This window comes from Azospirillum soli, from assembly GCF_017876165.1.
Classification (GTDB): domain Bacteria; phylum Pseudomonadota; class Alphaproteobacteria; order Azospirillales; family Azospirillaceae; genus Azospirillum; species Azospirillum soli.
On sequence record NZ_JAGINQ010000035.1, the window covers coordinates 1 to 24818 of the forward strand.

Here is a 24818-nt window from a genome sequence, read left to right on the forward strand (position 1 = left end):
GCAACGGTTCAATCAGTGCCCACAGGGCGTCGGAAACGAGAGGAGCTGCCATGCCCCTCCCAACAGCCAAATCCCGGTTTCGTTAGGCGCTCTAACTCAGGCCACTAGCATTAACCGTTGGACGCTGGGCTTGAGCGGAGAGATGGCTTCACCTACCATCCCGCAGCCCGCCGCAGGGCTGGCGCGACTTCCATGGCGGCTTCACGAATGATCAAGGTTTTCATCGGCTACGACCCGCGCGAAGCGGTGGCCTTCAGCGTGCTCGAACACAGTATCAACAGGCGGGCGTCCCGCCCCGTCTCGATTACGCCCCTGATGCTCTCGCAGTTGAAGTCCGTGATGTGGCGGGAACGTCACCCGCTACAATCGACCGATTTTTCCTTCTCCCGTTTCCTCGTGCCTTATCTGTGCGGGTACGAGGGGTGGGCGATCTTTCTCGATTGTGACATGCTGGTGCAGGACGACATCGCCCGGCTTTGGGATTTGGCCAACGACCGTTACGCCGTGCAGGTCGTTAAGCACGACCACGTTCCGCAGGAGGAGCTCAAGTTCCTCGACCAGCCCCAGACCCGCTACGCGAAGAAGAACTGGTCCAGCGTAATGCTGTTCAACAACGCCCGCTGCACTGCGTTGACGCCGGAGTACGTCAACACGGCGAGCGGCATGGAGCTTCACCAGTTCCATTGGCTGGGCAACGACGATCTGATCGGAGAACTGCCGCACCGCTGGAACCATCTGGTCGATTACGATCCCCTGGTTCCGCGCGAAGAGATCTCGAACCTGCACTACACCATCGGCGGCCCGTATTTCGAAAAGTACCTGGATTGCGGCTACGCCGACCTGTGGCTGAAGGAGCGCGACCGCATGCTCTACGCCATGCAGAAATGAGCGGTCAGAACCGTCACGAACGGGCCGACAGGAAACCGGTCAAGACCTCTTCCCAGCGTTCGGCGACGGCCTGCGGGGTCAGGTCCCGTTCAATCCGTTCCTGGCCCTGGGCGATGCGCGCCGGCACCGCTGCCCGATGCGCCAGAGATCAGAGGATGCCGTCGACCAGATCGTCGGCCAGCACGGCGGAGTCGGCGAAGGGCTGGTAGCTGGGTAGCGGAAAGGCCACCAGCAGTCGCCCCGCCCACAGGGTCGAGGCCACGCGGTTGGAGGATTTCGCCAGCTTGTCCCCGGTGGCGGTGCTTGGGACGATCACTAGTACTACTGTGTCATAAATCTGATCCCATATAGGGTCTATGACACAGTAGTACTAGATCACAGTCCCCAAACGCGCCGCGCATGACCTCCGGCGACCAAGGCAAGCATCGGATCGACAGGCCGTCGCGCCGTTTCGGAAAGCGCTCCGCGACATCCGGCGAAAGCCAGGTGACGATGGTGAGCGTCGGGGTAAACTCCGTCAGCCGCCGTCCAAGGTCGGAGATCGCTTTGTCCAGCGCGTCGAGATTTCCCGGCTGCCCGAACCAGAGAAGACGCAAGGGCCGACCGGGACCCGCATCGAAGGCCGGCGGCTGTGCCTTGCCCTCCACGCAATCGGGTACGAGGGCCACGGGTGTCGTCCGGCCGGGGCGGATGCGGTCGACCAATACGGAACTGGCCGCGGTGAAGGCGTCCGCCACTTCCAGCATGCCCGCATAGGTCTCCCGCAAATGGTCCAGGCCCAGAACGTCGTCGCATAGGTCTACAACGACGAGCGGGCCGCGCTCCTTCACCGCCGACAGGAGGGGGGCAATGTCGGCGAACTGCTTGGCGACGATCACAGCGTCGGCGGCCCTCAGTTCCGAGGAGTCCAGCTTGCCCGCCAGGGTCTCCGCCTGGGCCAGGGCGATGCGGTGCCCCCGGCGGGCCAGGGCTGCGGCCGGATCGAGGCAGCGCAGCCGATGGCTGCCGAGCGGGGAGAACAGGCGGCCGTTCCGGTGCTCCAGGTTACCCGATAAAATCCAGAGTAGGTTCATGCGTGCCGCGTGCGAGCCCCTATGGTCAAGGGCTTCATCCATAAGCCATAGTGCCGGTCGTTCCAACAGCGCGTGAGCGTCATGTCCTCCATGCTGCCACAAGACACGCAGCCCATCTCCCCCGCAACTGCGCGGCTCGCGACGGGGCGTGACCGGTTCCTGGCCGGAGAATGGGAGCGGGCCGAAGAACTGTGCCGGCGGATTCTGGCGGAGCAACCAGAGGACGAGGAAGCCGCCCATCTTCTGGGCATGGTCGCGCTTCACGATGGCCGGGTGCCGGAGGCCCTGACTCTGTTCGGGCGGGCGGCGACGCTGCGGCCGGACTATGCCCAGGCGCACGGCAACCGGGCCGCCGCGCTGCGCCGGCTGGGGCGGTACGGCGAAGCGCGGGCCGCCTGCCGCCACGCCCTGTCCCTAGCCCCGGCGGAATCGGCCCTGCTTCACAATCTCGGCGCCATGCTGCGCGAGTTCGGCTTGGAGCGGGAGGCGGCCGCGGTCTTCCGCCGTTTGATCCGGCTGGCTCCGCACAACGCCGCCGGTTACCACGGGCTGGCCGATTCCCTGCGGAAGGGCGGTGGGCTGGACGAGGCAATCTCCGCCTATCGGACCCTGATCGCTCTGCATCCGGGAGCGGCCCCGGCGCACGGCAATCTCGGCATCATGCTGCAGTTCCAGAGCCGGCTGGACGAGGCCAAGCGCTGCTACGCCCGCGCGCTTGCAATTGACCCAGGTTATGCTGAAGCGCGCAGCAATCTCGGCTCGGCGCAACTGCTGACCGGGGAGTTGGCTGCCGGTTGGGTAAACCATGCTGCCCGCTGGAACACGGCGGAGAACGCGGCGACCCGTTTTGATTCGCCGCTCCCCTCCTGGGACGGGTCGACGTTGGGCGGCAAACGGTTGCTCGCGTGGGGCGAACTGGGCGTCGGCGACGAGATCCTGTTGGCCGGCATGATCCCCGATCTGGCGGCGCGCGGCATCGGCTGCGTCCTTGAGACCGCTCCGCGACTTGTGCCGCTCTTTGCCCGCTCCTTCCCGGATGTGGAGGTCGTGCCGCGCCAAACACCGCCGCACCCGGCGACCGCGTGGTCCGACTTGGCCGCCCAGTCGTCGCTTGGCGACCTCGGGCGTTGGTTGCGCCCGGATTTCGCGGCCTTTCCCCGCCGCCACCGTTACCTCGCGGCAGATCCGGAGCGGGTCGCCGCCTTACGGAGTCGCTACCGTGCGATGGCCGGTGGTGACCGCCTAGTCGGGATCTCCTGGCATTCAGCCAACCCCACGCATCGGGATTTCAAGAGCGCGCCCTTGCCGTTGTGGAAGCCGGTCCTGAACCTGCCCGGCATCACCTTCATCGACCTGCAGTACGGCGACCGCTCGGCGGATCTGGAAGCCGTGCGCCGTGACCAGGATGTTTCGATCATCCATGACGAGATGATCGATCCCCTGACCGACCTGGACGGATTCGCGGCTCAAGTCGGCGCGCTGGATCTGGTGATTTCCATCAGCAACACGACGGTCCATGTTGCTGGTGCGCTGGGGGTGCCGGTCTGGACGCTGCTGGCCCGGCAGACCGGTTTCCTGTGGTGTTGGTTCATAGAGCGGGAGGACAGTCCCTGGTACCCGTCCATGCGCCTGTACCGCCAAGCCGAGGCCAACGATTGGGCGCCGGTCTTTGAGCGGGTGCGCCGGGATCTCAGCCGTTTTCCGAATAGAGCGTAAGCAGTCGCGATCCAGGTGCGGGATCGTTCATCGGAAGCGAATCAATTCTTGTCATGCAGGTTAATTGTACAAGACACGTCGTTATTTCGTGACGCCAATAGGGCGACCAGGAGCGTTAATGGGCAGCGCATCTTGTCCATCGTGAGCAGAGCGTGCGTGTCCGCCAAAACTGCCCCGTATGCCTTGGGAATCTCTGTTCTGTGCGCCGTTATGCTTCTTCAGGTCTAACTGTGTGGCTGATATGCAACAATTGTGCGTTCTGATTTTGGCGGAAGCTCGAAAACGGGAGCATCGCACCCGATGAGCTTGCCTTTTTGTGCGACACCCCTTATGCGTATGCACAGTTCAAGGGACTATCGGCCTGGCTCGCCAGGGCTGTGCCTACGGTACTGCCCCCCTTGGATCCAAACGAACCGGTTTATTGGTTAGAGGGGCTCAAATGGCAACGATTACTCTTACTGAGAACTCTGATACCCTGACGTCGTCGTCCGAGGCCGATCTGGTCCTGGGTCTGGGCGGTGGCGATTCCCTGACGGGCCTCGGCGCGGACACGATCTATGGCGGCACGGGCGAAGACACCCTGGTTGGCCCGAACAGCACCGTCGGTCAGCTGTATTTCGGCAACGCCGGCACGGACAACATCACGGGCGGCCTGGGTGACGACAGCCTGTTCGGTGGCGCTGATTCCGACCTTATCAATGGCACCGCTGGCAGCGACCTGATCTCTGGCGATCTGGGCAACGATACCCTGATCGGTGGCCTTGGCGCGGACACCATCTACGGTGGCGCCGGCGCCGACTCGATCCTGGGCGGCGTGTTGGCCATCGACGTCGCCGACACTGCGGGCAACCTGCTGTTCGGCAACGCCGGCGCCGACACCATCCATGGCGGTGCGGGTGCGGACACCATTTATGGCGGTGCCGACAACGACAGCATCCTCGGCGGTACAGGCAACGACCTGATCTCCGGCGATAACGGCAACGACACCCTCACCGGTGGCGACGGCGCCGACACCATTTACGGCGGTGCGGGCAACGACCTCTTCGTTGCGACTGCCAGCGACACCAACGGCGACCTTCTGTTCGGCAACGCCGGCAACGACACCATCGTGGGCAGCGGCGTCGCCGACACCATCTATGGTGGCGCCGACAACGACGCCATCTACGGTGGTTCGGGTGCCGACCGTCTGTTCGGCGATAACGGCAACGACACCATCTACGGCTATGGCTCCTCTGGTGAAGTCGGCGGCGCGGACACCATCTATGGCGGTGCCGGCAACGACCTGATCTACGGCGCCGCGAGCGCCGGCGAAGGCACTCTGCTGGCCGGCAACGCCGGTGCCGACACCATTTACGGCTCCAGCGCCGGCAACGACACCATCTACGGCGGTGGCGACAACGACACCATCTATGGTGACGGCTTTGCCTCCGCCGCGTCCGGTGGCGGCAGCGACGTGCTGTACGGCGACGCCGGCAACGACGTCATCTACGGCGGTTCGGGTGCCGACACCCTGTACGGTGGCGCCGGCGCCGACACCCTGTACGGTGGCAACGGTTCCGACCGTCTGGTCGGTGACGCCGGTGCCGACGTGCTGGTCTTCAACGACCTCGGTGTCGCGACCTCCAGCGGTACCGCGTCGATCACCGCGGCTGCGGGCGTCGACTTCGTGTCCGGTTTCGAGCGCGGCACGGACAAGATCGCTCTGTCCACGGCGACCTTTACCGCGCTGAACGCCGGTGGTGTCGAGGGCCAGGTTTACTCGGCTGCCGGTGCTGGCACGAACGCCGGTCTGTCGAACACCTACCTGATCTTCGACCAGACCAGCAGCGTTCTGTTCTACGACGCCAACCCGCTCGAAGCGACCGGTGGCCGCAGCGCCATCGCGACCCTCGACGGCGTCACGCAGGTCAGCGCGAGCGATTTCATCATCATCGCGTAATCTGCTTACGGTCCAGAAAAGGGGCAGGCGAAAGCCTGCCCCTTTTTTCTTGCGCGCCGTTTGGCTTTTTCCGGGAAAGCGCAACGGGCTGCTTTTTGATCGCCACGGCCGATTCTGCGTCTTTTTTGTTCCGGCCATTGCCTCTCCACGCGCCTGCCCATAAGGTACGCGGCGTCTTTCCCCTGCCGGTTTCCGTCCGCGATGACCTTGTCCCCTCCGCTTTCGTCTTCCCCGTCTCCGGCTTTGTCTTCGGCCGATCCGTTCGCCGATGCCAGAAGCTTCTTCATGGCGGGTCGATACGCGGAGGCGGCGGCCTGCTGCCGCAGTGCGCTCAAGGCAGGTCATTCAGTGGCCGACAGTCTGATTCTCCTGGGATCGATCGGAACCTTGACGAACACGCCCAAGGCGTCCGTTCCCTTGCTGCAACTGGCCTTGTCGCTGGAACCGAAGAGCATTCCCGCTCTGAACGCCTTAGGTCTGGCCTTCCATGCGTCCCATGACTACGCCGAGGCCTGCCGCTGCTTCGAGCAGGCTTTGGGCATCGTTCCCGGCCGGGTCGAGCTTTTGCGCAACCTTGCCCATGCACAGTTCGGACGAAAGGATTGGGCAAAGGCGCAGGCGGTCTTCGCGCAACTTCACGTCCGGGGGGAAAAGATCCAGAAGGATTGGATTCCCCACGCCCTGAGCCTGCACCACCTCAAGCGCAACAAGGAAGCGGTAGCGGTTCTGGAGCAGTTTCTGGCCCAGGATCCGAACAATGCCGAGGCTTGGTATGCGCTTGGCCTGTGCGTGTACGATGTCCAGGGCGCGAGCGCCGCGATCCACGCCTATCGGCAGTGCATCACGCACAATCCAAAAAAATACACGGCTTATCTGAACTTGGTTGCCATCGCGCACAAGCATTCGAATGCCCAAATGGCCGCGAACGTTGCGCGTGATCTTCTGAAGATCAACAAGAACTATCTGCCGATCTACGGGAATTATGGATTGGCCCTGGCTTCGCTTGGCAAGGGCCGTGAAGCGGTGGAAGCGTTCGAGCGGCTGATCGCCGGACAGCCGGCCAATTACCGCTGTCGCAGCAATTTGCTTTTCTACAGCCAGTATCTGGAAGACACGACGGCGCGCAAGCTGTATGAGCTTCATCACGAATGGGACGTCCGCCACGCCGAACCGTTGCGCCGTTCCTGGCCCAAGCACCGCAACGACCCGTCGCCGGGCCGGCGTCTGCGCATCGGCTACGTCTCGCCGGACCTGAAATTCCATTCCTGCGCCTGGTTCATGATGGATCTGCTGGCCCATCACGACCGGTCGGCCTTCGAAATTTACGCCTACGCCAATCTGGAACGGGCGGACAAGGTGACGGACCAATTGAAGGCCAACGTGGATGTCTGGCGCGACGTCGACACCCTTACGGAAACCGAACTCGCTCGGCAAATCCACCAGGACCGGATCGACATCCTCATCGACCTTGCCGGCCACACCGGGCGCAATAGCCTGATCACCTTCGCCTGCAAGCCGGCGCCCGTGCAGGCGACCTGGTTGGGTTACCCCGGCACCACCGGCCTGCGGGCCATCGACTACCGCATATCGGACCCCTGGCTGACCCCCGACGACACGCCGGAGATCTTTTCCGAACAGGTCTACAACCTGCCACGGGTTTCCCATTGCTTCCGGGCACCCGAAGCCGCGGAACCCAACGCTTTGCCCGCCCGGGCCAAAAGTTTTGTCACCTTCGGCTCCTTCAACAACTTCGCCAAGGTGTCGGACACCGCCGCCCGCCTGTGGACCGCCGCGCTGAACCGTGTGCCCACCGCCCGGCTGCTCCTGAAGTCCCGTTACATCGGCAGCGCGGAATCGCGCGAGGCCATTCTCGACCGCTTCCGGCGGGCGGGCGCCGACCTGTCGCGCATCGACTTCGCCAACGGCAACGAGCGACAGGACGACCACCTCAACCAGTACGGCCAGATCGACATCGCCCTGGACAGTTTCCCCTACGGCGGCATGACCACGACCTGCGAGGCGCTGTGGATGGGCGTTCCCGTCGTCACCATGCTGGGTGATCGGACCTGCGCGCGCTACGGCAACAGCGTGTTGAACGCGGTCGGGCTGGGCGAGCTGGTGGCGACCGATCCGGAGCAGTTCGGGGAGATCGCCGCCCGGCTGGCCGGCGACTTGGACCAGCTTGCCGAACTGCGAGCCACCCTGCGCGACCGGATGGCCCGGTCGCCGCTGTGCGATGGCCCCGGCTTCACCCGCGCGATGGAGGCGGCCTATCGTGACATGTGGAACCGCTGGTGTCAGACCCAAAGCCGGTGATGCGGGTGGCCGCCGGGGTTTCCGACACCGCCTCCGCCGACCTGCGGACCGCCCTGGAACAGGCCCTGGCGTTGATTCGGGCTGGTCGGCCGGAGGACGCGGAAACTCTTTGCCGCGATCTGGCCACGCGGTTTCCCGCCAACGCCGACAGCCATCATCTGCATGGCCTGGCTGCCCTGAGCGACAAGCGGGCGACCGATGCCCTGCCGCGCCTTGCCCGCGCGGTGGCTCTTGCGCCCGACGTCGCGTCCTTCCGGACCAATCTGGGCACCGCCCAGCAGGGAAGCGGGGCGTCGGATCAGGCCGAGCGCGGCTTTCGCCGCGCATTGCGGATCGCGCCGGATCAGGCGGAAACCAGTTTCAACCTGGCCAATCTCCTGCTCCTGTCAAATCGGCCGGAGGAGGCGGAACCCTTTCTCCGGCGCGCGGTCGCGCTCCAGCCGGAGCGGGCCAAATATTGGGTCAGGCTGGGCAACCTGTTCCTGGGATTGCGCCGCGACCGCGCGGCCGTCCGTGCCTACGAGATCGCCAACGTCACGGCCGGCGGCCATTGCGACGGCACGGCGATCAACCATGGCATGGCCCTTCACCGGATGAACCGTCTGGCCGAGGCTCTCGTCTGCTACGACCGGGCCTTGGCCGACAATCCCGACAACGCCGTCGCCCATTGGAACCGCGCTCTGACCCTGCTGCTGTCGGGGCGGCTGACCGAGGGCTGGGATGAGTATGAATGGCGATGGCGTCTGGCCGAATGCCAGCCCCGCCCCTTCGACCGGCCCCTGTGGACCGGCGAAGCGCTGGACGGGCGAATCCTGCTCGTCCACGCCGAACAGGGTTTGGGCGACACGCTGCATCTCGTCCGCTACCTGCCCTTGGTGATGGAGCAGGCGGCGGCGCGAGGCGGAAAGTTGGTTTTGGAATGCCAGCCGCCGCTTTCCCGTCTGCTCGCCGACAGCTTTCCCGGCGTGGCGGTGGTGCCGGCCGGCGATCCCCTGCCCGCCTTCGACGCGCATCTTCCGCTGCTGAGCCTGCCCCGGGTCTTTCGGACCAAGCTGGATGACATACCGTCTTCCACGCCCTATCTGCGCGCGCCCGGCGGGGCGGTCCTGCCGCCAGGCCGTCCCGGCACCTTGGCCGTCGGGCTGGTCTGGGGCGGCGACCCGGCCCACCGCAACGACCGGCAGCGCTCCCTCGATCTGGAGGCGTTGCAGGCGCTGCTGGCCATTCCCGGCGTGACCTTCTACAGCGTGCAGAAGGGAGACAAGGCGCGCGCCCTCGCCGACGCGGATCGCGAGGGAGTGGTCGTGGACCTCGGCCCCGCCATCGGCGATTTCACCGACACGGCGGCCTTCCTCCAGCGCATGGATTGGGTGGTGACGGTCGACACGTCGGTGGCGCATCTGGCCGGCGCGCTGGGTCGGTCGGTCTGCGTGATGCTGCCTTATTCACCAGACTGGCGATGGCTTTTGGACCGTTCGGATAGTCCGTGGTATCCTACCGCCACCCTGTTCCGCCAAGCCACACCAGGCGACTGGACGGGCGTGGTCCGCGCCGTCGCCGCCCACCTCACCCACACTCGAACCACCCCGGCCGTCGGTCCCGGCCGCCGGAATCCATGACTTTTCTTCCCGGCCCGCCATGAAAATTGTCTTCATCCATCAGAACATGCCGGGGCAATACAAGCACCTGGCCGCCCGTCTTGCGCAAAACCCCGACAACCAGGTGGTCTTCATAACCAAGCGCAAGGACCGCGAGCTGCCGGGCGTCAAGCGGATCAGCTACGATCTGACGCGGGCGCCCAGCAAGACGATCCACCAGTATCTGTACCGGGCGGAGGATGCGGTCCTGCACGGGCAGGCAGTGGCCCGCATCCTGCTCCAGATGCGGCGGGAACGGTTCATCCCCGACATCATCATCACCCACCCCGGCTGGGGCGAGGCGCTGTTCGCCAAGGACGTTTTCCCGGAAACGCCGCTGCTGAACCATTGCGAGTTCTACTATCAGGCGCGTGGCCAGGATCTCGACTTCGATCCATCCAACCCGCCGGAACTCGACGGTATCCTGCGCTCGCGCGTGCGCAACAGCCATCTTCTGCTGTCGCTGGAATCCTGCGACCGGGGTCTCTCGCCCACGCAATGGCAGCGCAGCGTTCACCCGAAGATCTACCATTCGAAGATCGCGGTCATCCACGAGGGGGTCGACACCGGCGCTCTGCAACCCAACCCCGAGGCGACGTTCGAGCTGCCCGACGGCACCGTGCTGACCCGGCAGGACGAGGTGGTGACCTACGTCGCCCGCAACCTGGAGCCCTACCGCGGCTTCCCGACCTTCATGCGCGCGATCCCGCGCATCTGCGAACAGCGTCCCGACGCCAAGATCCTGATCGTCGGCGGCGACGGCGTCAGCTACGGCGGCGCCCCGCAGGACGCGGCGAACTGGCGGGAAAAGATGTTGGCCGAGGTGCCCGTCGATCCGTCCCGCGTCTTCTTCCTGGGCTACCTGCCCTACGACCGCTTCACCCGGATGCTTCAGGTGACGTCGGCTCACGTCTACCTGACCTTCCCCTTCGTGCTGTCCTGGTCGATGCTGGAGGCGATGGCGCTCGGCGCGCTCGTCATCGGTTCGCGGACCAAGCCGGTGGAGGAGGTCATCACCCACGGCGAGAACGGGCTTCTGGTCGATTTCTTCTCGCCGGAAAACGTCGCCGATCAGGTCGTCTCGGTTCTGAAGGACCGTGGCGACTTCGCGGAGGTCGCCCGCGCAGGCCGACGCACCGTGCTGCGCAAGTACGACCTCGCCCATTGCCTGAAGCAGCAGATGTCCCTCATCCACTCCATGGTGCGGAGGTCGTGATGGACGCGGTCGCCGCAAGGCTGGCCGATCTGGTGCCGGCCGATGCCCGCACCGTGTTCGAGATGTGCCGCCCAGGGGACTCGGTCGCGCGCCGGGTCCGTCTGCGCAACCCAGTGACCTCGTTCGCCGTTCTGCCGCTGCCCGCCGCCGGCTCCCCGACGGACTTACCCGCGCCGAACCTGCCCGATCTCCTCGGACCGCCCCGTCCGCGCTTCGACGCGCTGCTGTTCCATGAAGCGTTCCTGGATCTAGCGGATCCGTTCGCGGCGATGGCGACCGCTCTTGGCCATCTGAGGCCCGGCGGCCCCATTCTCCTGGTGCTGCCGTACGGCTGGTGCGAGCGGCAGCGCGTCGAGCGATCGTCCTCTTCTCTCATCACGGCCATCCAAGCGGCCCTGGAGGAAGGGGCGTTGCAGGGGAGCGACCTGATCGTCGACGCCGCCGCCCGGATCTTCATCCCCCAGCCGGCCTGCGACCAACCGGAAACCTCTCAGCCCCCCGCCGTATCGCACCTGATCGTCCGAGCGGCGCGAAAGTCCGAATTCCGCCGCCTCTACGTCAGCGCCATGACCCTGCGTCCGGCCGGGGCCTGCAACGACACCCGGATCGATCTGCCCAACGCCTTTCTGGAAACGGTACCGGGGATCCGAACCAAGGCGGCGATCGAGCATGTCAGCAACATCGCGCGGCTTGCGGGCGAGGAACGGATCGCCATCCTGCAACGGCGCATCTGCGGACCAAACGACCTTCCTAGCCTGAGGGAGATCGTGCGGGAAGGCTATCTTCTGGTTTCGGAGTTCGACGACCATCCGAACCACTGGCCGAACATGCTCAAGTATGGGCACCTGACCTTTCGGGCGGTGCACGCGGTCCAGACCTCGACCGATCTCCTGGCCCGGGAACTGAGCGCCTACAATCCCGAACTGGCCGTCTTCCCCAACCAGATCGCCACCCTTCCTCCGCCGCGCCCGCCGCGCACGGACGGGAAGACGGTTCTGTTCTTCGGCGCCTTCAACCGTGGCGACGACGCGCATCCCCTATTGGCGCCGCTCAACCGGATCCTGGCCGCCAACCCGGGGCGGGTCGGCGTGCAGGTCGTGCACGACCGCGCCTTCTTCGACGCGCTGGAAACCGACGACAAGAGCTTCATGCCGACCTGCAATTACGACGGCTACATCCAGGCTCTGCGGCGTTGCGACGTCGGGCTGCTGCCGCTGAACGACACTCTGTTCAACCGCAGCAAATCCGACCTGAAATACATCGAGTGCGCTGCCCACGGCGTGGTTGCCTTGGCCAGTCCGGTCGTCTACGATGAAACGGTCCGCGACGGGGAAACCGGAGTCCTCTTCCGGTCGCCGGAGGACTTCGCCGACCGGCTGAACCGGCTGATCGCCGACACGGAATGGCGCGCCGGCATCGCGGAGCGCGCCTATCGCTACGTCCGCGACAACCGCCTGATGGCCCAGCATTTCCGCAAGCGGCTGGATTGGTACCGGTCCCTGCTGGAGCGCAAGGACGAACTTGACGCCCGCCTTTTCGAACGGGTTCCCGCCTTGCGCCTCTAGAGCGGATTTCGATCCCCTCTGGACCGCGACGGCGGACCTGGGCGCCCATGTGTCCGAAGTCCGGCCTCTCGCGGGAACGCAGTTCCCGCTGGCGGCAGGCGGATGCCACAGCATCCGCTGAGAGCCGGCAAGCGAGGCTATTTGAATCTTAAGCGAACGACAGTTCGCTTAAGCGGGCGCGGCAAGCGCGCTCCCGCCCTCCCTGCAACCGCAAACGTCGAAGGTCGCCATGCCCGCCGCCGCCGCCGTCTCATATCACCCGGATGCTTTTTCGGTCGGGCGCACGGACCTCAAGGGCCGGCACTCCGCCGGAGCCGGCTTCCTATCGGGTCGCGCCCGGTGCCAAGCGGAGCCGGTTCTACACTGTTACGCGACGAACTGTCGCCTTGCGGTGGAACAAGCGGTCGGCTGGGCACCCTCGACGACGGCTGGCGACCGGCGCTCGACCGCCTGGACGACGACCTGCGCGCCCATCATCCTCTAAAAGGCAGCCGTTCATGAAGCGCACGGACACGATCATCGTCACCTCAGCGAATTCGGCCTATGTGCCGTTGCTGAATGGGCTTCTGGAGTCCTTGCGCGACCATGGGGCGGATTTCCCTGTCGGCATTCTCGACACCGGGCTGAGCCCGGCGGACCGCGACGGGCTCAGCCCGGTGGTCGAGCGGACCGCCGTTCCCGACTGGCACATGAGCGATGTGCAGCGCGCCCGCTTCCAGCCGCCGGAATGGATCAAGGCGATGACCGCCCGGCCCCACCTGCGCGACTATTTTCCCGGCTACCGGACCTATCTCTGGCTTGACGCCGACACCTGGGTCGCCACCCCGACCGCGCTCGCGACGCTGGTTGCCGCCACGAGCGGGCGGGACATCGCCATCGTGCCGACGGTGGATCCGGCCTATGTCCGCTATCACGGGCTGGATGCCCTGAAGGCGCGGACGGCCATCCTGCCGGTCTACCGGACCCTGCTTCCGGAAGCCTTGGCGCAGACCATGCTGGTGCTGGGGGAATTGTGCTCGGGCGTCTTCGCCATGCCCGCAGGGTCGCCCGTCTGGAAGCGCTGGGCGGAAGAGATCGGCCCGATCCTTGACTTTTCTGCGGAACGGTCAGGCACGCTCTATCATATCTTCGAGCAGACGGCCCTCAACCTCGCGGTTCACCGGCACCACGCCGACGCTGCCTTCCTGCCGGCCCGGTTCAATTGGGTGCTGGGCGAGGCGCAGCCGGTTATCGACGGGACGACGGGACGCCTGCACGTTCCCCAGCCACCGCACGATCCCATCGAGATCCTCCACCTGATCCACAGCGGCCGTTCCCTGGCCGACAAGATGGCCCCGCTGGAGGCGCGGACCCTGTCCGGCCAAAACATTACGACGGCCTTCGACTACCGCTCGATCCGCTCGCTCATGCCGGTGAGCGCTTAAAAAGGCCAATTCAAGCGCTCGCCGGTATCAGGCATCGTCCGGCACCAGTCGGAGGCGGTCATCCAGTATGGCGGCCAGGGCAGCGCATCGCTCGGGTGCGGGAAGGGAATGGCGCCGTACGGCGTCGAGCAGCGCCCGTGTCCGCGCGTACAGTGCGGTCCAGCGGCGCCGGCTGATCCCCGCTTTCACCGGTTCGCCGTTGTTCAGGAAGGTGTGAATGCCTTGGAGGTCATCCGGCTCCATGGGCATCCCGACAGCCGCGACGTTGCGCAACGCGCAACGCAGCAGGGTGCGGCGGTAGGCATCGAACGAGCGGATCGCGCTGTTTCCGGCATGCTTGCGCAGCTTGATCAAGGGCCGGGGCAAGTTGGCCGCTGGCCCGTGGACCAGCAGCGCGGACAGGAAGTCGAAATCCTCGGCGATGGGAATACTCTCGTCGAAACGCACGCATGCTGCGCGCAGGGCCGGTCCGTCAACCATCGTCGCGCTGAGGCACAGCATCGGCGCGAACAGCCCACGCCAGCGGATGTCCAGATCCTGTTCGGGATAGCCGATCGTATGCGTGACGCGCAGATCCGGTCCGGATACGGCTATGGCACCCCCCACGGCGACGAGGTTCGGGGAAGCCGCGAAACGGGCGAGCTGGCTTTCCAGTCGTCCAGGCAGGACGACGTCGTCGCTGTCCAGAAAGGCCAGGAACCGCCCCCGCGCGGCGTCGATGCCCGTGTTCCGGGCGGCCGAGACGCCCCGGTTTGCGGCGTGCCGCAGATATCGAACGGTGTGTTCGCCGCCGTACCGCTCCTCCACGGCGGTCTGGGTGCCGTCGTCCGACGCATCATCGATCACCAGCACCTCGGCGCTGCCCTCCACCCGTTGCGCCAGGACGCTGTCCACCGCCTCCAGCAGCAGAGCCAAGCGGTTGAAGGACGGGATGATCACGGAAACCAACGGCGGGGACATCGCTTCGGACTTTCAGTTTCGGTTCAGGGCCTCGATGACACGGGCCGGGTCGATGCAAAAGCCTGCGTTGTGATCCCTGGGCCGGTCGGTGTCCGCCGCAGTCGCTCGAAGCGCGCCGTAACCATGGCCCAGCGCGCGGGCGAGAACGGCGAAATGCCGCAAGGGCGCGACGTCGGGCCACAGCTCGACCACCGCCGCTCCCGGCGGGGCGAACAGCATGTTCGTCAGGCCGGCGCCGTGCGGCCCCACGATCACGCTCGCCTCGGCGAACAGCCGGTGTTGCTCCGCGAAGGGCAAATGGGACGGGACCACGGTCTCGAAACCAGCCGCCTCCAGCGTCGCGGCAAGCTCCGCCTCGTTGTGGATGCGGCGTGATGCGGCGTCACGGCGGGACACGTAGAGTTTGCGCGTGCCGGAGACCTTCCTCTGAAAGGCCGCCCGCAGGATCTCCACGCCATGCGGATGCACGAAGCCGTACTGCGAGAGGTTGGAGAGGACGCAGAGCGAGCGGAACGGAGTCGCCCGCGCACCGTCGATCCACAGGATCTCCTCCTCACGGATGCCGAGGCCGTGAAGCAGGGTGCGGGCGAAGGCCGGCGGGTCGCGCAGCAGGGCGATCCGCCGAATCCCCATCGCCGTGAGGCGCGCTTTCAGCCGCGAGAAGACGACGAGGCGGGGAAAGAAATCGATCAGCCAGTGATAATAGTTCCCCATCACGTCGCCGCCGACAAACAGGACCGGTTCGTCGATGGAATCGGCCATCTCCAGCGTCAGGACGCACCCATCGCCTCCGATCGGACGGATCGCCGGAAAACGCCCCTTACGGATCAGGAACGGGTTGATGGCGGTGCCGTCCACAATCAGCCGCCCGTCACCGGTCAGGAAGCTCCAGTCCGGCGGCACGGCGAGTACGCCGTCGAGCGCGAACAGCGCCGGAAACAGCCGGATGTCGTGAGCGTCCCGGACCAGAATTCCCTGGGGCGCCAGGGCGCCGATCAGCCGCCCCACCTCGAACACGGATGCAAAACGCGCCCCACGATGCAGGGAAGGGGGGGCGTCCATCGGCGGAGGATCAGGGCACCGCCGGCTGGGCGACGTTGGCACGGTACCAGTCGTAGGTGCTCTCCACGCCCGCGCGCAGGTCGATGCGGGCCGTCCAGCCCAGACGGGCCAGTTGCCCGACGTCCAGAAGCTTGCGCGGCGTCCCGTCCGGCTTGCTGGTGTCGTAGACGAAGCGGCCGGTGTAGCCGACCACGCCGGCGATCAGTTCGGCCAGTTCGCTGATCATCACGTCCGTGCCGGTGCCGACGTTGAGCGGGATGTCGCCCGAATAGTTCTGCAGCAGGAAGACCGACGCGTCGGCGAGGTCGTCCACATGCAGGAACTCGCGGCGCGGCTTGCCGCTGCCCCACAGCTCCACCGCCTCAAGGCCGTCCCGCTTGGCGCGGTCGATCTTGGACAGGAGGGCCGGCAGCACGTGGCTGGAGGTCAGGTCGAAGTTGTCGCCGGGGCCGTACAGGTTGGTCGGCATCAGCGAGATGAAGTCGCAGCCGTACTGCTTGCGGTAGGCCTGGCACAGCTTGATGCCGGCGATCTTGGCGATCGCGTACCACTCGTTGGTCGGCTCCAGCGGGCCGGTCAGCAGCGCGTCCTCAGGAATCGGCTGCGGCGCCAGCCGCGGATAGATGCAGGACGACCCGAGGAACAGAAGCTTGGACACCCCCGTCCGCCACGCGGCGTGGATGATGTTCGTCTCGATGGCCAGATTGTCGTAGATGAACTCCGCCGGCCGGGTGGAGTTGGCGAGGATGCCGCCCACCTTGGCCGCGGCGACCACCACCGCATCCGGCCGCTCGTCCGCCATCCAGGCCTCGACCTCGGCCTGCCGGCGCAGATCGACCCGATCGCGGCCGGCGGTCAGGACCGTGCAGTCCTCACCGGCCAGACGGCGGACGACGGCGGATCCCACCATGCCCCGGTGGCCGGCCACCCAGACGCGACGGCCCTTCAGTGGGAAGGACGGTTCAGCCACGGTCGCCATAACGGGGGGCCTCCAACTCAAGCGCCTTCAGATCGGATTCCACCATCTCCCGGACCAGTTCGGGGAAGGGGGTGCGGTGGACCCAGCCCAGCTTTTCCCGGGCCTTGGAGGGATCACCCAGCAGCAGATCGACCTCGGTCGGGCGGAAATAGCGCGGATCGACCTCGATCAGCACCTCGCCGCTCGCCTCATCGATGCCCTTCTCGTCGACGCCGGTTCCTTTCCAGACGATGCGGCGGCCGATGTGCGAGAAGGCCAGCTCCGCGAACTCGCGGATGCTGTGCGTCTCGCCCGTGGCCAGCACATAGTCGTCCGGTTCGGGCTGCTGGAGCATGCGCCACATGCCTTCCACGAAGTCGCGGGCGTGGCCCCAGTCGCGCTTGGCGTCCAGGTTGCCGAGATAGAGCCGGTTCTGCCGGCCGAGCTGGATGGCGGCGACGGCGCGGGTGATCTTGCGGGTCACGAAGGTTTCGCCGCGGGTCGGGCCTTCGTGGTTGAACAGGATGCCGTTGGAGGCGTGCAGACCGTAGGCCTCGCGGTAGTTCACCGTGATCCAGTAGGCGTACAGCTTGGCGGCGGCGTAGGGGCTGCGCGGGTAGAAGGGGGTCGTCTCCTTCTGCGGCGTCTCCTGCACCTTGCCGAACAGCTCCGACGTCGACGCCTGATAGAAGCGCACGCGGTCGCCCATCTTCAGGATGCGGATCGCCTCCAGCAGGCGGAGGGTGCCGATGCCGTCGGCGTTGGCCGTGTATTCCGGTGTCTCGAAGCTGACCTGGACGTGGCTCTGGGCGGCGAGGTTGTAGATCTCGGTCGGCTGGACCTCTTCCACCACGCGGATCAGGTTGGTGGCGTCGGTCAGGTCGCCGTAGTGAAGGACGAAGCGGACGTCCGGCTCGTGCAGGTCGCGGTAGAGGTGATCGACGCGGGCGGTGTTGAAGGACGATGAACGGCGCTTCAGCCCATGCACGCGGTAGCCCTTGGCAAGCAGCATCTCCGCAAGCAAGGCACCATCCTGGCCGGTGGCTCCGGTGATCAACGCGACCTTGTCTGACATACGCTTTTCCTTTTGTCGGTCCCGGCATCAGGTTCCGGACCGGCCGGGCTGCGTTCCCACCGCCGCAGCGGCGGATGACGCCCTGTAATTCACCACTTGGCAAGAAGCGTCAAGCGATGTGCTCAGTTTCGCCCGTAGGAGTCCTCGAGCCGGACGATGTCGTCCTCGCCCAGATAGGAACCGGACTGCACCTCGATGATGGTCAGCGGCACCTTGCCGGGGTTCTCCAGCCGGTGGACCGTGCCGATGGGGATGTAGACGGACTGGTTCTCGTAGACGAAGATCTGCTCCTCGCCGCGCGTGACCAGCGCGGTCCCGTTCACCACGACCCAATGCTCCGCCCGGTGATGGTGCTTTTGCAGGGACAGGCGCGAGCCGGGCGCGATGGTCAAGCTCTTGACCTGGAAACGTTCCCCGGTGTGCAGCGACTGATAGGCGCCCCAGGGGCGGTGCACCTTGCGGTGACTGACCGGCTCACTTCGCCCGTCCTTCTTCAGGCGGTCGACGACCCGCTTCACATCCTGGGCGTGGTTGCGGTCAGCAACCAGGACCGCATCGTCCACCACCACCACCACCACATTTTCCAGCCCGACCACGGCGGTCAGATGGTTCTCGCTGCGAACGTAGCAGTCCTGCGCCCCTTCCAGCAGGACGTCTCCGACGGCGACGTTGCCCGCTGCGTCCTTGGTCCCAACGTCCCACAGAGCCGACCAGGCGCCGACGTCGGTCCAACCGATGTCACAGGGCACCACGGCGGCGGCGGCGGTTCTCTCCATCACCGCATAGTCGATGGAGATGCTGGGCGTCTTGGCGAAGGCCTCGGCGTCCAACCGGAAGAAGTCGAGGTCGGACACGCCGGCCTCCAGAGCCTCGCGCGCGCCGGCAAGCACCGCCGGGGCGTGGCGTTCCAACTCGGCCAGCAGGCGGGCGGCGGGGAACAGGAACATGCCGCTGTTCCAAGCATAGCCGCCTTCGTCCAGATAACTGCGCGCAACGTCCAGCGTCGGCTTCTCGACGAAGGCGGCAACCTCGAAGGCGCCCTCGACACCCTCCAGGGGGCCGCCGTGGCGAATATAGCCGTATCCCGTTTCCGGCGCGGTGGGATCGATGCCGAAGGTGACCAGACGACCGGCTTCGGCGGCCCGCGCCGCAGTGGCGATAGCCCGGCGGAACGCCTCGGCGTCGCGGATCTCGTGGTCGGCCGGCAACACCAGCAAGAGCGTGTCCGGATTTTCCGCCGCGACGGTCAGGGCCGCGACGGCGCAGGCGGCGGCCGTGTTGCGCCCCATCGGTTCCAGCACGATGCCACGTGGCTTGAGGTCGGACTGGCGCAACTGCTCAGCGACGAGAAAGCGGTGCTCCTGATTGCAGACGACCAGCGGCGGGGCGAAGGTGGCCGGGTCGCCGACCCGCAGGGCGGTGTCCTGAAACATCGTGCGGTCGGAGCACAGGGACAGGAACTGCTTCGGGTAGAGGTCCCGCGACAGGGGCCACAAACGTGACCCGGAACCGCCGGACAACAGCACCGGTACGATTGTCTGTGCGGAAACACTGGCCATTTCTGCGTCCTGGAACTTGCCCCGTCACGAAATCCGAACCCTTATAGACCGCGCCATTCCGTGACCACAAGCGACCCTCCGGAGCCATCCGGCTGGAGACCGTGATGCGCGACAAGACTCCAAGCGAAGGCTTGGCCACAGGCTTGGAGTCTTGTCGCGCCCGCGCGACAGAACTCCAAAACCCTTCCGATCCGGGCGTCGGACGGTTTCCGATCCGCCCAGGGAGCCTCCCAAGCGACTCGGAAAACTGTCCGGCGCGAGCGAATCCGGCGCGAATCGAAGATTTCCTCCTGGATTTTTGTCGCGCACCCTGAGCAATCCACAGGCCATGCGGATTATCCGTTGGAGTTTTGTCGCGGCAATTCTGGACTCTTGTCGCGCGACTCGCGATTCTCTACTGGAGTCTTGTCGCGCAAACTATTAACTAAACCAAATAATCGAACAAATAGTTCGGGCGACAAGACTCCAAATTGCTGGCGTTGGTTCGGCGTGATATACGGATTTCGACGATGTCGTGCCAAGGTCAGCGCGCTATGGGCCAGATACACAACCTGATCACTCAGCTTGGACGCGACCAGGCCAGGGCTCTCCAGTCCGATGCCGACAGGCGCTCGCTAGTCGATATTGCCGCTTCCGTCATGGAAGAGGAGCGGCAGGAGCTGGGAATCACCTATTCCGGCTTTGCATTGACCGCGCTTCCTCATCGTCGTTTACCCGATGATCAGCCCTGGGAGCGGCGAGGTCATAAGATCCGCTTGCTGATCGAGCCTGGACGACTGCCGATCCGCAACGGAGGTTTTAAGCTTTACGGCGTCCCTTACGGCAGCCGTGCCCGGATGATCCTGCTCTATCTGCAGACCCGCGCCATCCAGACCGACAGCCGGGAGGTCGAGTTGGGCCGCAGCATGCACGAGTGGCTCGACCGTATGGGCCTCTCGGTCGGCGGCCAGACCTATCGCGACATCCGCGAACAGGCGTCGCGCATCGCGGCCTGCAACCTGACCTTTGCCTGGGAGGATGCCCATAGCATCGGTTTCGAAAAGGGTTCCATCGTCAAGGGCGGAATTCATTTTTCGGCCAATCCGGAATCGGAGCAGGGATCGCTGTGGGAAGACCGGGTTTTGCTGTCCGAGTCCTTCTTCCGGGAACTCAAGGCCCATCCCGTCCCGATCTGGGAACCGGCGCTGCGTCATATCCAGAACAACAGCACCAGCATCGACATCTACATCTGGCTGGCCTATCGCCTGCACAGCCTGTCGCGCTCGACTCCGATCACCTGGCTGGCCGTGTTCGAGCAGTTCGGAGCCGGCTACAGCCGACTGCGCGATTTCCGCAAACGCTTCATCGAAGCCCTTCAACTGGCGCTCGCCGTCTATCCCGACGCCCGCGTCGACGTCGAGGAGCAAGGGCTGATGCTGCATCCCTCGCCCCCGCCCATCCCGGAGCGGAAGTTCGCCCAGCTCTGCCGATGAAACTGCGGCGTGGGGGCCTGCGACAAGACTCCAAACGCTTGCCACGGCCGACACGCCTTGCGTGTCCGTGCGGACTGAATTAACCCCCTGATCAGAGTATCCGGTTAAGGTCGGATTGCTCTTCGGTCATGATCAGGGGACGGAACCGGCGGTGAAGACGTTCAACAGTGGGCTCAGCCTCTTCTCCGTGGAGGACTCCTTCAATGCCGGTCTGCGGATGCTGGACGGCCACTCGGTCCTGGTGACGGGCGGCACCGGGTCCTTCGGACGGCGTTTCGTGGAAACGCTGATGCGCAACGCCAAACCGCGCCGCGTCATCGTGTTCTCCCGCGACGAGTTCAAGCAATATGAGATGCAGCAGACCATGCCGCCAGAATGGGCATCGACGCTGCGTTACTTCATCGGCGATGTCCGCGACCGCGAGGGGCTGGAACTGGCCATGCGCGGCGTCGATTTTTGCGTCCACGCCGCCGCGCTGAAGCATGTGCCGGCTGCCGAATACAACCCGATGGAATGCATTCACACCAACGTCTACGGCGCAGAGAACGTCATGCGCGCCGCTTTGGCGACGGGTGCGCCAGGTCATCGCGCTGTCCACCGACAAGGCCGCCAACCCGATCAACCTGTACGGCGCCAGCAAGCTGGCCTCCGACAAGATCTTCATCGCCGCCAACAATCTGTCAGGTACGCTGGAGAGGCGCTTTTCGGTGGTGCGCTACGGCAACGTGGTCGGCTCCCGCGGCAGCGTCGTTCCGCTTTTCCGCAAGCTGATCGCGCAGGGAAGCGATCACCTTCCCGTCACCGACAGTCGGATGGCCCGCTTCTGGATCACCTTGCAGCATGGCGTCGATTTTGTGTTGTCCTGCTTTTCCATTATGCAGGGTGGCGAGATCTTCGTTCCCAAAATCCCCAGCATGCGGATCACCGATCTGGCCCATGCGATGGCCCCGGACCTGCCGCAGAAGGTCATCGGAATCCGATCGGGCGAGAAACTGCACGAGGTGATGATCACCGAAGACGATTCCCGCCAAACCTACGAGTTGGCCGACCGCTACGTCATCGAGCCGGCTTTTGCCTTCTGGCGGCATGACCCTTATGAGCGGCTGAACGCCCGTCGGGTGTCGGACGGGTTCCGCTATGCCAGCGACAGCAACGAGGATTGGCTCAATGGGGAGCGGTTGCGGTCGATGCTGCACGAAACGCTGTGACGGACGCCCTGCCCTTTCTTCCTTATGGCCGGCAGGCGGTGGACGAGGAGGACATCGCCGCAGTGGCGGCGGTCCTGCGCGGCGACTGGCTGACCCAAGGGCCGGCGGTGACGGCCTTCGAACGCGCGCTCGCCGAACGGGCCGGAGCCGCCGAGGCGGCCGCCTGTGCGAACGGCACCGCCGCGCTGCGCCTAGCCTATAGCGCGCTCGACCTTGGCCCCGGCGATGCGGTTGTAGTCCCGTCGAACACCTTTTTGGCTACGGTCTCGGCCGCCCGTCACGCCGGGGCGGAGGTCTCCTTTGCCGACGTCGATCCGGTGACCGGCTTGATGGGAGCCGCCCAAGCGGAGGCCGCCATCCAACGTGGGCTGGCGGCCGGATGGCGGGTGCGCGCCCTGGCCCCCGTCCACTACGCCGGACAGACCGCACCGATGGCCGAACTGGGGGCTCTCGCCCGCTTCCATGGACTGGCGGTGGTCGAGGACGCTTGCCACGCCATCGGCAGCGTGGACCTGCTTCCCGGCGGCGCCGTCCCGGTCGGGGACTGTGCCGAGAGCACGCTGACTGTCTTTTCCTTCCATCCCGTCAAGACCATCGCCGCCGGCGAGGGCGGGGCCGTGACCGGCAACGACGCAGCCTTGATGGCGCGGGTCCGTCGTCTCGGCAACCACGGCATGCCGCGCGCCCGGACGGACGGCGGGGCGCCGGGGGAACCGGATTTTGCCGACCCGGACGCCGCGCGGGACGGCGATGGCAAACCGAATCCTTGATATTACGAAATGCAGGAGCCGGGTTTCAATCAAAGGCTCTCGGACATCCATGCGGCGCTTGCCCTTAGCCAACTTCGGCGGCTCGACGGTTTCGTCGCGCGGCGGCGGCTTATGGAACTCTACGCGGCCCGCTTGGCCCCTTTGGCCCCGTTGGTGGAAGCGCCCGCTTCGGTGCCGTGGTGCCGTCCGGCTTGGCATCTCTGTGCCGTCCGTATCGACTTCGCGGCCGCCGGCCGGTCGCGGTCGCGGGTGATGGCGGCGCTGCGGGAGGCGGGAATCGGCAGCCAAGTCCATTACATTCCGGTCCATCGCCAGCCCTACTGGCGGCGCTACGGCGATCTTCCTCTGCCTGGGGCCTTGTCGCACTACGAGCGGACGCTGTCGCTGCCGCTGTTTCCCGGCATGGCCGACGGCGATGTCGACCGCGTTGTGTCCAGCCTGGAGAAGGCACTGACCGGCGCCTGCGGCTGACGCGGACGACCCCGGGCTCCCGCAGTTCGGCGCGCAGCCTTAGGGCTTTCCTAAAAAAGGCTTTTCCGTTAAGCCTTGTCCTCCGTAAAGCAGGGAGCGTGAGCTATGGCTGAAGGTACCGTCGATTACTACGCAATGGTCGAAGAGGCGTGGCAGCTCAGCGATACCGCGCGCGATTACGTGAAGAATGCCGGGCGCGACGTCGACAACGCCGAACTGTGGGAAAAGGTGTTCGCCGCCTCCCCGCTCATCGACCATGAGCGGACCCGGGCGGAAGGCGGGCAGCCCCTGGTGAAGATCTTCTTCAAGAACCCCTACGGCCTGCAATACCGCGCCGACCACAAGGATTGGATCCCCTTCCGGCACGGCGCGCTCGACCCCGCCTACCTTCAGGTGACCTGACACCAACCGGCCCGGCCCACGCCTTCAGCGCCTGGGCCGGGATGTCCCCGGTATCGGTCCGAATTATTGCGGCGCCTCTGCGAGCAGCTTTTCCTCCCAGGCAAGCGCCGTTTCGACAATGGTTTTCAGGTCGGCGAAGCGGGGGGTCCAGTTCAGCGCCTCGCCGATCCGGTCGGTCTTGGCGACCAGGGTCGGCGGATCGCCCGCCCGGCGGCCGGCGGTGCGGATCGGCAGGGAGCGGCCCAGCACCGTCTCCACCATGTCCAGGACCTCGCGCACCGAATAGCCGCGGCCGTAACCGCAATTCAGGGTGCGGCTCTCGCCCCCGGCCTCCAGATGGTCGAGCGCCGCGACGTGGGCCGAGGCTAGATCGCTGACGTGGATGTAGTCGCGCACGCAGGTGCCGTCCGGCGTCGGATAGTCGTCGCCGTAGATCTGGATCTCCGGCCGCTGCCCGGTCGCCGCCTGGGCGGCGATCTTCAGGAGATGGGTCGCCACCTTGGAGCTTTGTCCCGACCGGCCGGCCGGATCCGCCCCCGCCACGTTGAAATAGCGCAAGGCCACGTAGCGCAGCCCGTGCGCCTCCGCGACGTCCCGCAGCGTCCATTCCGTCATCAGCTTGGAACGGCCGTAGGGATTGATCGGGCGGGTCGGCGCGTCCTCGTCGATGGGCATCACCTCGGGCATGCCATAGACGGCGGCGGTGGATGAGAAAATGAAGCGTCCCACCTCGATCCGCAGGCAGGTGTCGATCAGCGACAGGCTGTTGACCGTGTTGTTGCGGTAGTAGTCCACCGGCCTTTCGACCGATTCCGGCACGATGATGCTGCCGGCAAAATGCATGACCGTGCCGACGCCGTGGTCGGCGATGGCGCGGGCGACCAAATCCGGATCGCCGACGCTGCCCTCGACCAGGGGGACGCCGTCGGGAATGGCAGCGCGCCGGCCCGTCGAAAGGTCGTCGATCACGACCACCGGCCGTCCGGCATCCCGCAACGCCAGCACGACATGGGAGCCGATGTAGCCGGCGCCGCCCGTCACGAGCACGGGTTCTCGGGATGTCTGATCGGCCATTTGAAACCATTCATGTTGCGTCGCAAAGGCTTG

Annotated in this window: 19 protein-coding genes and 2 pseudogenes; 12 read left to right on the forward strand and 9 right to left on the reverse strand. The window is 65.6% G+C overall.

The window, feature by feature from the left end; all coding sequences use genetic code 11:
- Positions 1 to 207: 207 nt before the first annotated feature.
- Complete coding sequence (locus J2852_RS29145) at positions 208 to 888, forward strand: glycosyltransferase (RefSeq protein WP_209882471.1); 681 nt, start codon at positions 208 to 210, stop codon at positions 886 to 888.
- A 148-nt stretch (positions 889 to 1036) separates the two neighbouring features.
- Here the strand turns inward: J2852_RS29145 and J2852_RS29150 are convergent, their stop codons facing one another.
- On the reverse strand, positions 1037 to 1204 hold the full coding sequence (locus J2852_RS29150) for a hypothetical protein (protein WP_209882473.1): 168 nt from the start codon (positions 1202 to 1204) through the stop codon (positions 1037 to 1039).
- Between the two features lie 13 nt (positions 1205 to 1217).
- Positions 1218 to 1961, reverse strand: coding sequence for a hypothetical protein (locus J2852_RS29155; protein WP_209882475.1), 744 nt, complete (start codon positions 1959 to 1961; stop codon positions 1218 to 1220).
- A gap of 90 nt (positions 1962 to 2051) precedes the next feature.
- Between J2852_RS29155 and J2852_RS29160 the strand changes: the two genes are divergently transcribed.
- Both J2852_RS29160 and J2852_RS29165 read left to right on the forward strand, forming a co-directional pair.
- Positions 2052 to 3677 (forward strand): tetratricopeptide repeat protein, encoded by a 1626-nt coding sequence (locus J2852_RS29160; protein WP_209882477.1) that lies wholly within the window; start codon positions 2052 to 2054, stop codon positions 3675 to 3677.
- A 439-nt stretch (positions 3678 to 4116) separates the two neighbouring features.
- Complete coding sequence (locus J2852_RS29165; RefSeq protein WP_209882479.1) at positions 4117 to 5616, forward strand: calcium-binding protein; 1500 nt, start codon at positions 4117 to 4119, stop codon at positions 5614 to 5616.
- 5 nt (positions 5617 to 5621) lie between these two features.
- Here the strand turns inward: J2852_RS29165 and J2852_RS29170 are convergent, their stop codons facing one another.
- Entirely contained in the window at positions 5622 to 5903 is a 282-nt protein-coding gene (locus J2852_RS29170) for a hypothetical protein (protein WP_209882481.1), read from the reverse strand.
- A 100-nt stretch (positions 5904 to 6003) separates the two neighbouring features.
- Here J2852_RS29170 and J2852_RS29175 point away from each other — a divergent pair, with 100 nt between their 5' ends.
- The 5 genes from J2852_RS29175 (at position 6004) to J2852_RS29195 (ending at position 13774) form a co-directional block, all read left to right on the forward strand.
- Positions 6004 to 7932, forward strand: coding sequence for an O-linked N-acetylglucosamine transferase, SPINDLY family protein (locus tag J2852_RS29175; protein WP_209882483.1), 1929 nt, complete (start codon positions 6004 to 6006; stop codon positions 7930 to 7932).
- Positions 7911 to 9551, forward strand: coding sequence for a tetratricopeptide repeat protein (locus J2852_RS29180; RefSeq protein WP_209882484.1), 1641 nt, complete (start codon positions 7911 to 7913; stop codon positions 9549 to 9551). Before J2852_RS29175 ends, J2852_RS29180 begins: the two co-directional genes overlap by 22 nt.
- A 19-nt stretch (positions 9552 to 9570) precedes the next feature.
- Positions 9571 to 10785, forward strand: a complete 1215-nt coding sequence (locus tag J2852_RS29185) for a glycosyltransferase family 4 protein (protein WP_209882486.1) — start codon at positions 9571 to 9573, stop codon at positions 10783 to 10785.
- Positions 10785 to 12350 carry a glycosyltransferase family protein gene (locus J2852_RS29190; protein ID WP_209882488.1) on the forward strand — a complete coding sequence of 522 codons (1566 nt, stop codon included), beginning with the start codon at positions 10785 to 10787 and terminating at the stop codon, positions 12348 to 12350. Before J2852_RS29185 ends, J2852_RS29190 begins: the two co-directional genes overlap by 1 nt.
- A gap of 497 nt (positions 12351 to 12847) precedes the next feature.
- On the forward strand, positions 12848 to 13774 hold the full coding sequence (locus tag J2852_RS29195; RefSeq protein WP_209882490.1) for a hypothetical protein: 927 nt from the start codon (positions 12848 to 12850) through the stop codon (positions 13772 to 13774).
- 27 nt (positions 13775 to 13801) lie between these two features.
- Here the strand turns inward: J2852_RS29195 and J2852_RS29200 are convergent, their stop codons facing one another.
- The 5 genes from J2852_RS29200 to J2852_RS29220 form a co-directional block, all read right to left on the reverse strand.
- On the reverse strand, positions 13802 to 14734 hold the full coding sequence (locus tag J2852_RS29200; RefSeq protein ID WP_209882492.1) for a glycosyltransferase family 2 protein: 933 nt from the start codon (positions 14732 to 14734) through the stop codon (positions 13802 to 13804).
- A gap of 12 nt (positions 14735 to 14746) precedes the next feature.
- Positions 14747 to 15796 (reverse strand): glycosyltransferase family 61 protein, encoded by a 1050-nt coding sequence (locus J2852_RS29205; RefSeq protein ID WP_209882494.1) that lies wholly within the window; start codon positions 15794 to 15796, stop codon positions 14747 to 14749.
- Between the two features lie 10 nt (positions 15797 to 15806).
- Positions 15807 to 16775, reverse strand: a complete 969-nt coding sequence (fcl, locus tag J2852_RS29210; protein ID WP_281418495.1) for a GDP-L-fucose synthase — start codon at positions 16773 to 16775, stop codon at positions 15807 to 15809.
- Entirely contained in the window at positions 16759 to 17829 is a 1071-nt protein-coding gene (gene gmd / locus J2852_RS29215; RefSeq protein ID WP_209882496.1) for a GDP-mannose 4,6-dehydratase, read from the reverse strand. Before gmd ends, fcl begins: the two co-directional genes overlap by 17 nt.
- A gap of 122 nt (positions 17830 to 17951) precedes the next feature.
- The gene (locus tag J2852_RS29220) at positions 17952 to 19388 is read right to left on the reverse strand and encodes a mannose-1-phosphate guanylyltransferase/mannose-6-phosphate isomerase (protein ID WP_209882498.1); all 1437 of its coding nucleotides are present in this window, start codon (positions 19386 to 19388) and stop codon (positions 17952 to 17954) included.
- 533 nt (positions 19389 to 19921) lie between these two features.
- Between J2852_RS29220 and J2852_RS29225 the strand changes: the two genes are divergently transcribed.
- The 4 genes and pseudogenes from J2852_RS29225 to J2852_RS29240 all read left to right on the forward strand — a co-directional run bounded on the left by J2852_RS29225 (position 19922) and on the right by J2852_RS29240 (position 23711).
- Positions 19922 to 20860, forward strand: a complete 939-nt coding sequence (locus J2852_RS29225) for a replication protein RepA (RefSeq protein ID WP_209882500.1) — start codon at positions 19922 to 19924, stop codon at positions 20858 to 20860.
- 289 nt (positions 20861 to 21149) lie between these two features.
- Positions 21150 to 22068: pseudogene (pseB, locus tag J2852_RS29230) on the forward strand (UDP-N-acetylglucosamine 4,6-dehydratase (inverting)).
- 38 nt (positions 22069 to 22106) lie between these two features.
- Positions 22107 to 23309: pseudogene (locus J2852_RS29235) on the forward strand (aminotransferase class I/II-fold pyridoxal phosphate-dependent enzyme).
- Between the two features lie 105 nt (positions 23310 to 23414).
- On the forward strand, positions 23415 to 23711 hold the full coding sequence (locus tag J2852_RS29240; protein ID WP_209882502.1) for a hypothetical protein: 297 nt from the start codon (positions 23415 to 23417) through the stop codon (positions 23709 to 23711).
- Positions 23712 to 23774: 63 nt separating this feature from the next.
- Here the strand turns inward: J2852_RS29240 and galE are convergent, their stop codons facing one another.
- The gene (gene galE, locus J2852_RS29245; protein WP_209882504.1) at positions 23775 to 24785 is read right to left on the reverse strand and encodes a UDP-glucose 4-epimerase GalE; all 1011 of its coding nucleotides are present in this window, start codon (positions 24783 to 24785) and stop codon (positions 23775 to 23777) included.
- Between the last annotated feature and the right edge of the window lie 33 nt (positions 24786 to 24818).

Coding starts and splice junctions, on each gene's coding strand:
- J2852_RS29145 (WP_209882471.1), top strand. CDS start 208: ATGATCAAGGTTTTCATCGGCTACGACCCGCGCGAAGCGGTGGCCTTC.
- J2852_RS29155 (WP_209882475.1), bottom strand. CDS start 1,961: ATGAACCTACTCTGGATTTTATCGGGTAACCTGGAGCACCGGAACGGC.
- J2852_RS29160 (WP_209882477.1), top strand. CDS start 2,052: ATGCTGCCACAAGACACGCAGCCCATCTCCCCCGCAACTGCGCGGCTC.
- J2852_RS29165 (WP_209882479.1), top strand. CDS start 4,117: ATGGCAACGATTACTCTTACTGAGAACTCTGATACCCTGACGTCGTCG.
- J2852_RS29170 (WP_209882481.1), bottom strand. CDS start 5,903: ATGAAGAAGCTTCTGGCATCGGCGAACGGATCGGCCGAAGACAAAGCC.
- J2852_RS29185 (WP_209882486.1), top strand. CDS start 9,571: ATGAAAATTGTCTTCATCCATCAGAACATGCCGGGGCAATACAAGCAC.
- J2852_RS29190 (WP_209882488.1), top strand. CDS start 10,785: ATGGACGCGGTCGCCGCAAGGCTGGCCGATCTGGTGCCGGCCGATGCC.
- J2852_RS29195 (WP_209882490.1), top strand. CDS start 12,848: ATGAAGCGCACGGACACGATCATCGTCACCTCAGCGAATTCGGCCTAT.
- J2852_RS29200 (WP_209882492.1), bottom strand. CDS start 14,734: ATGTCCCCGCCGTTGGTTTCCGTGATCATCCCGTCCTTCAACCGCTTG.
- J2852_RS29205 (WP_209882494.1), bottom strand. CDS start 15,796: ATGGACGCCCCCCCTTCCCTGCATCGTGGGGCGCGTTTTGCATCCGTG.
- fcl (WP_281418495.1), bottom strand. CDS start 16,775: ATGGCGACCGTGGCTGAACCGTCCTTCCCACTGAAGGGCCGTCGCGTC.
- gmd (WP_209882496.1), bottom strand. CDS start 17,829: ATGTCAGACAAGGTCGCGTTGATCACCGGAGCCACCGGCCAGGATGGT.
- J2852_RS29220 (WP_209882498.1), bottom strand. CDS start 19,388: ATGGCCAGTGTTTCCGCACAGACAATCGTACCGGTGCTGTTGTCCGGC.
- J2852_RS29225 (WP_209882500.1), top strand. CDS start 19,922: ATGGGCCAGATACACAACCTGATCACTCAGCTTGGACGCGACCAGGCC.
- J2852_RS29240 (WP_209882502.1), top strand. CDS start 23,415: ATGGCTGAAGGTACCGTCGATTACTACGCAATGGTCGAAGAGGCGTGG.
- galE (WP_209882504.1), bottom strand. CDS start 24,785: ATGGCCGATCAGACATCCCGAGAACCCGTGCTCGTGACGGGCGGCGCC.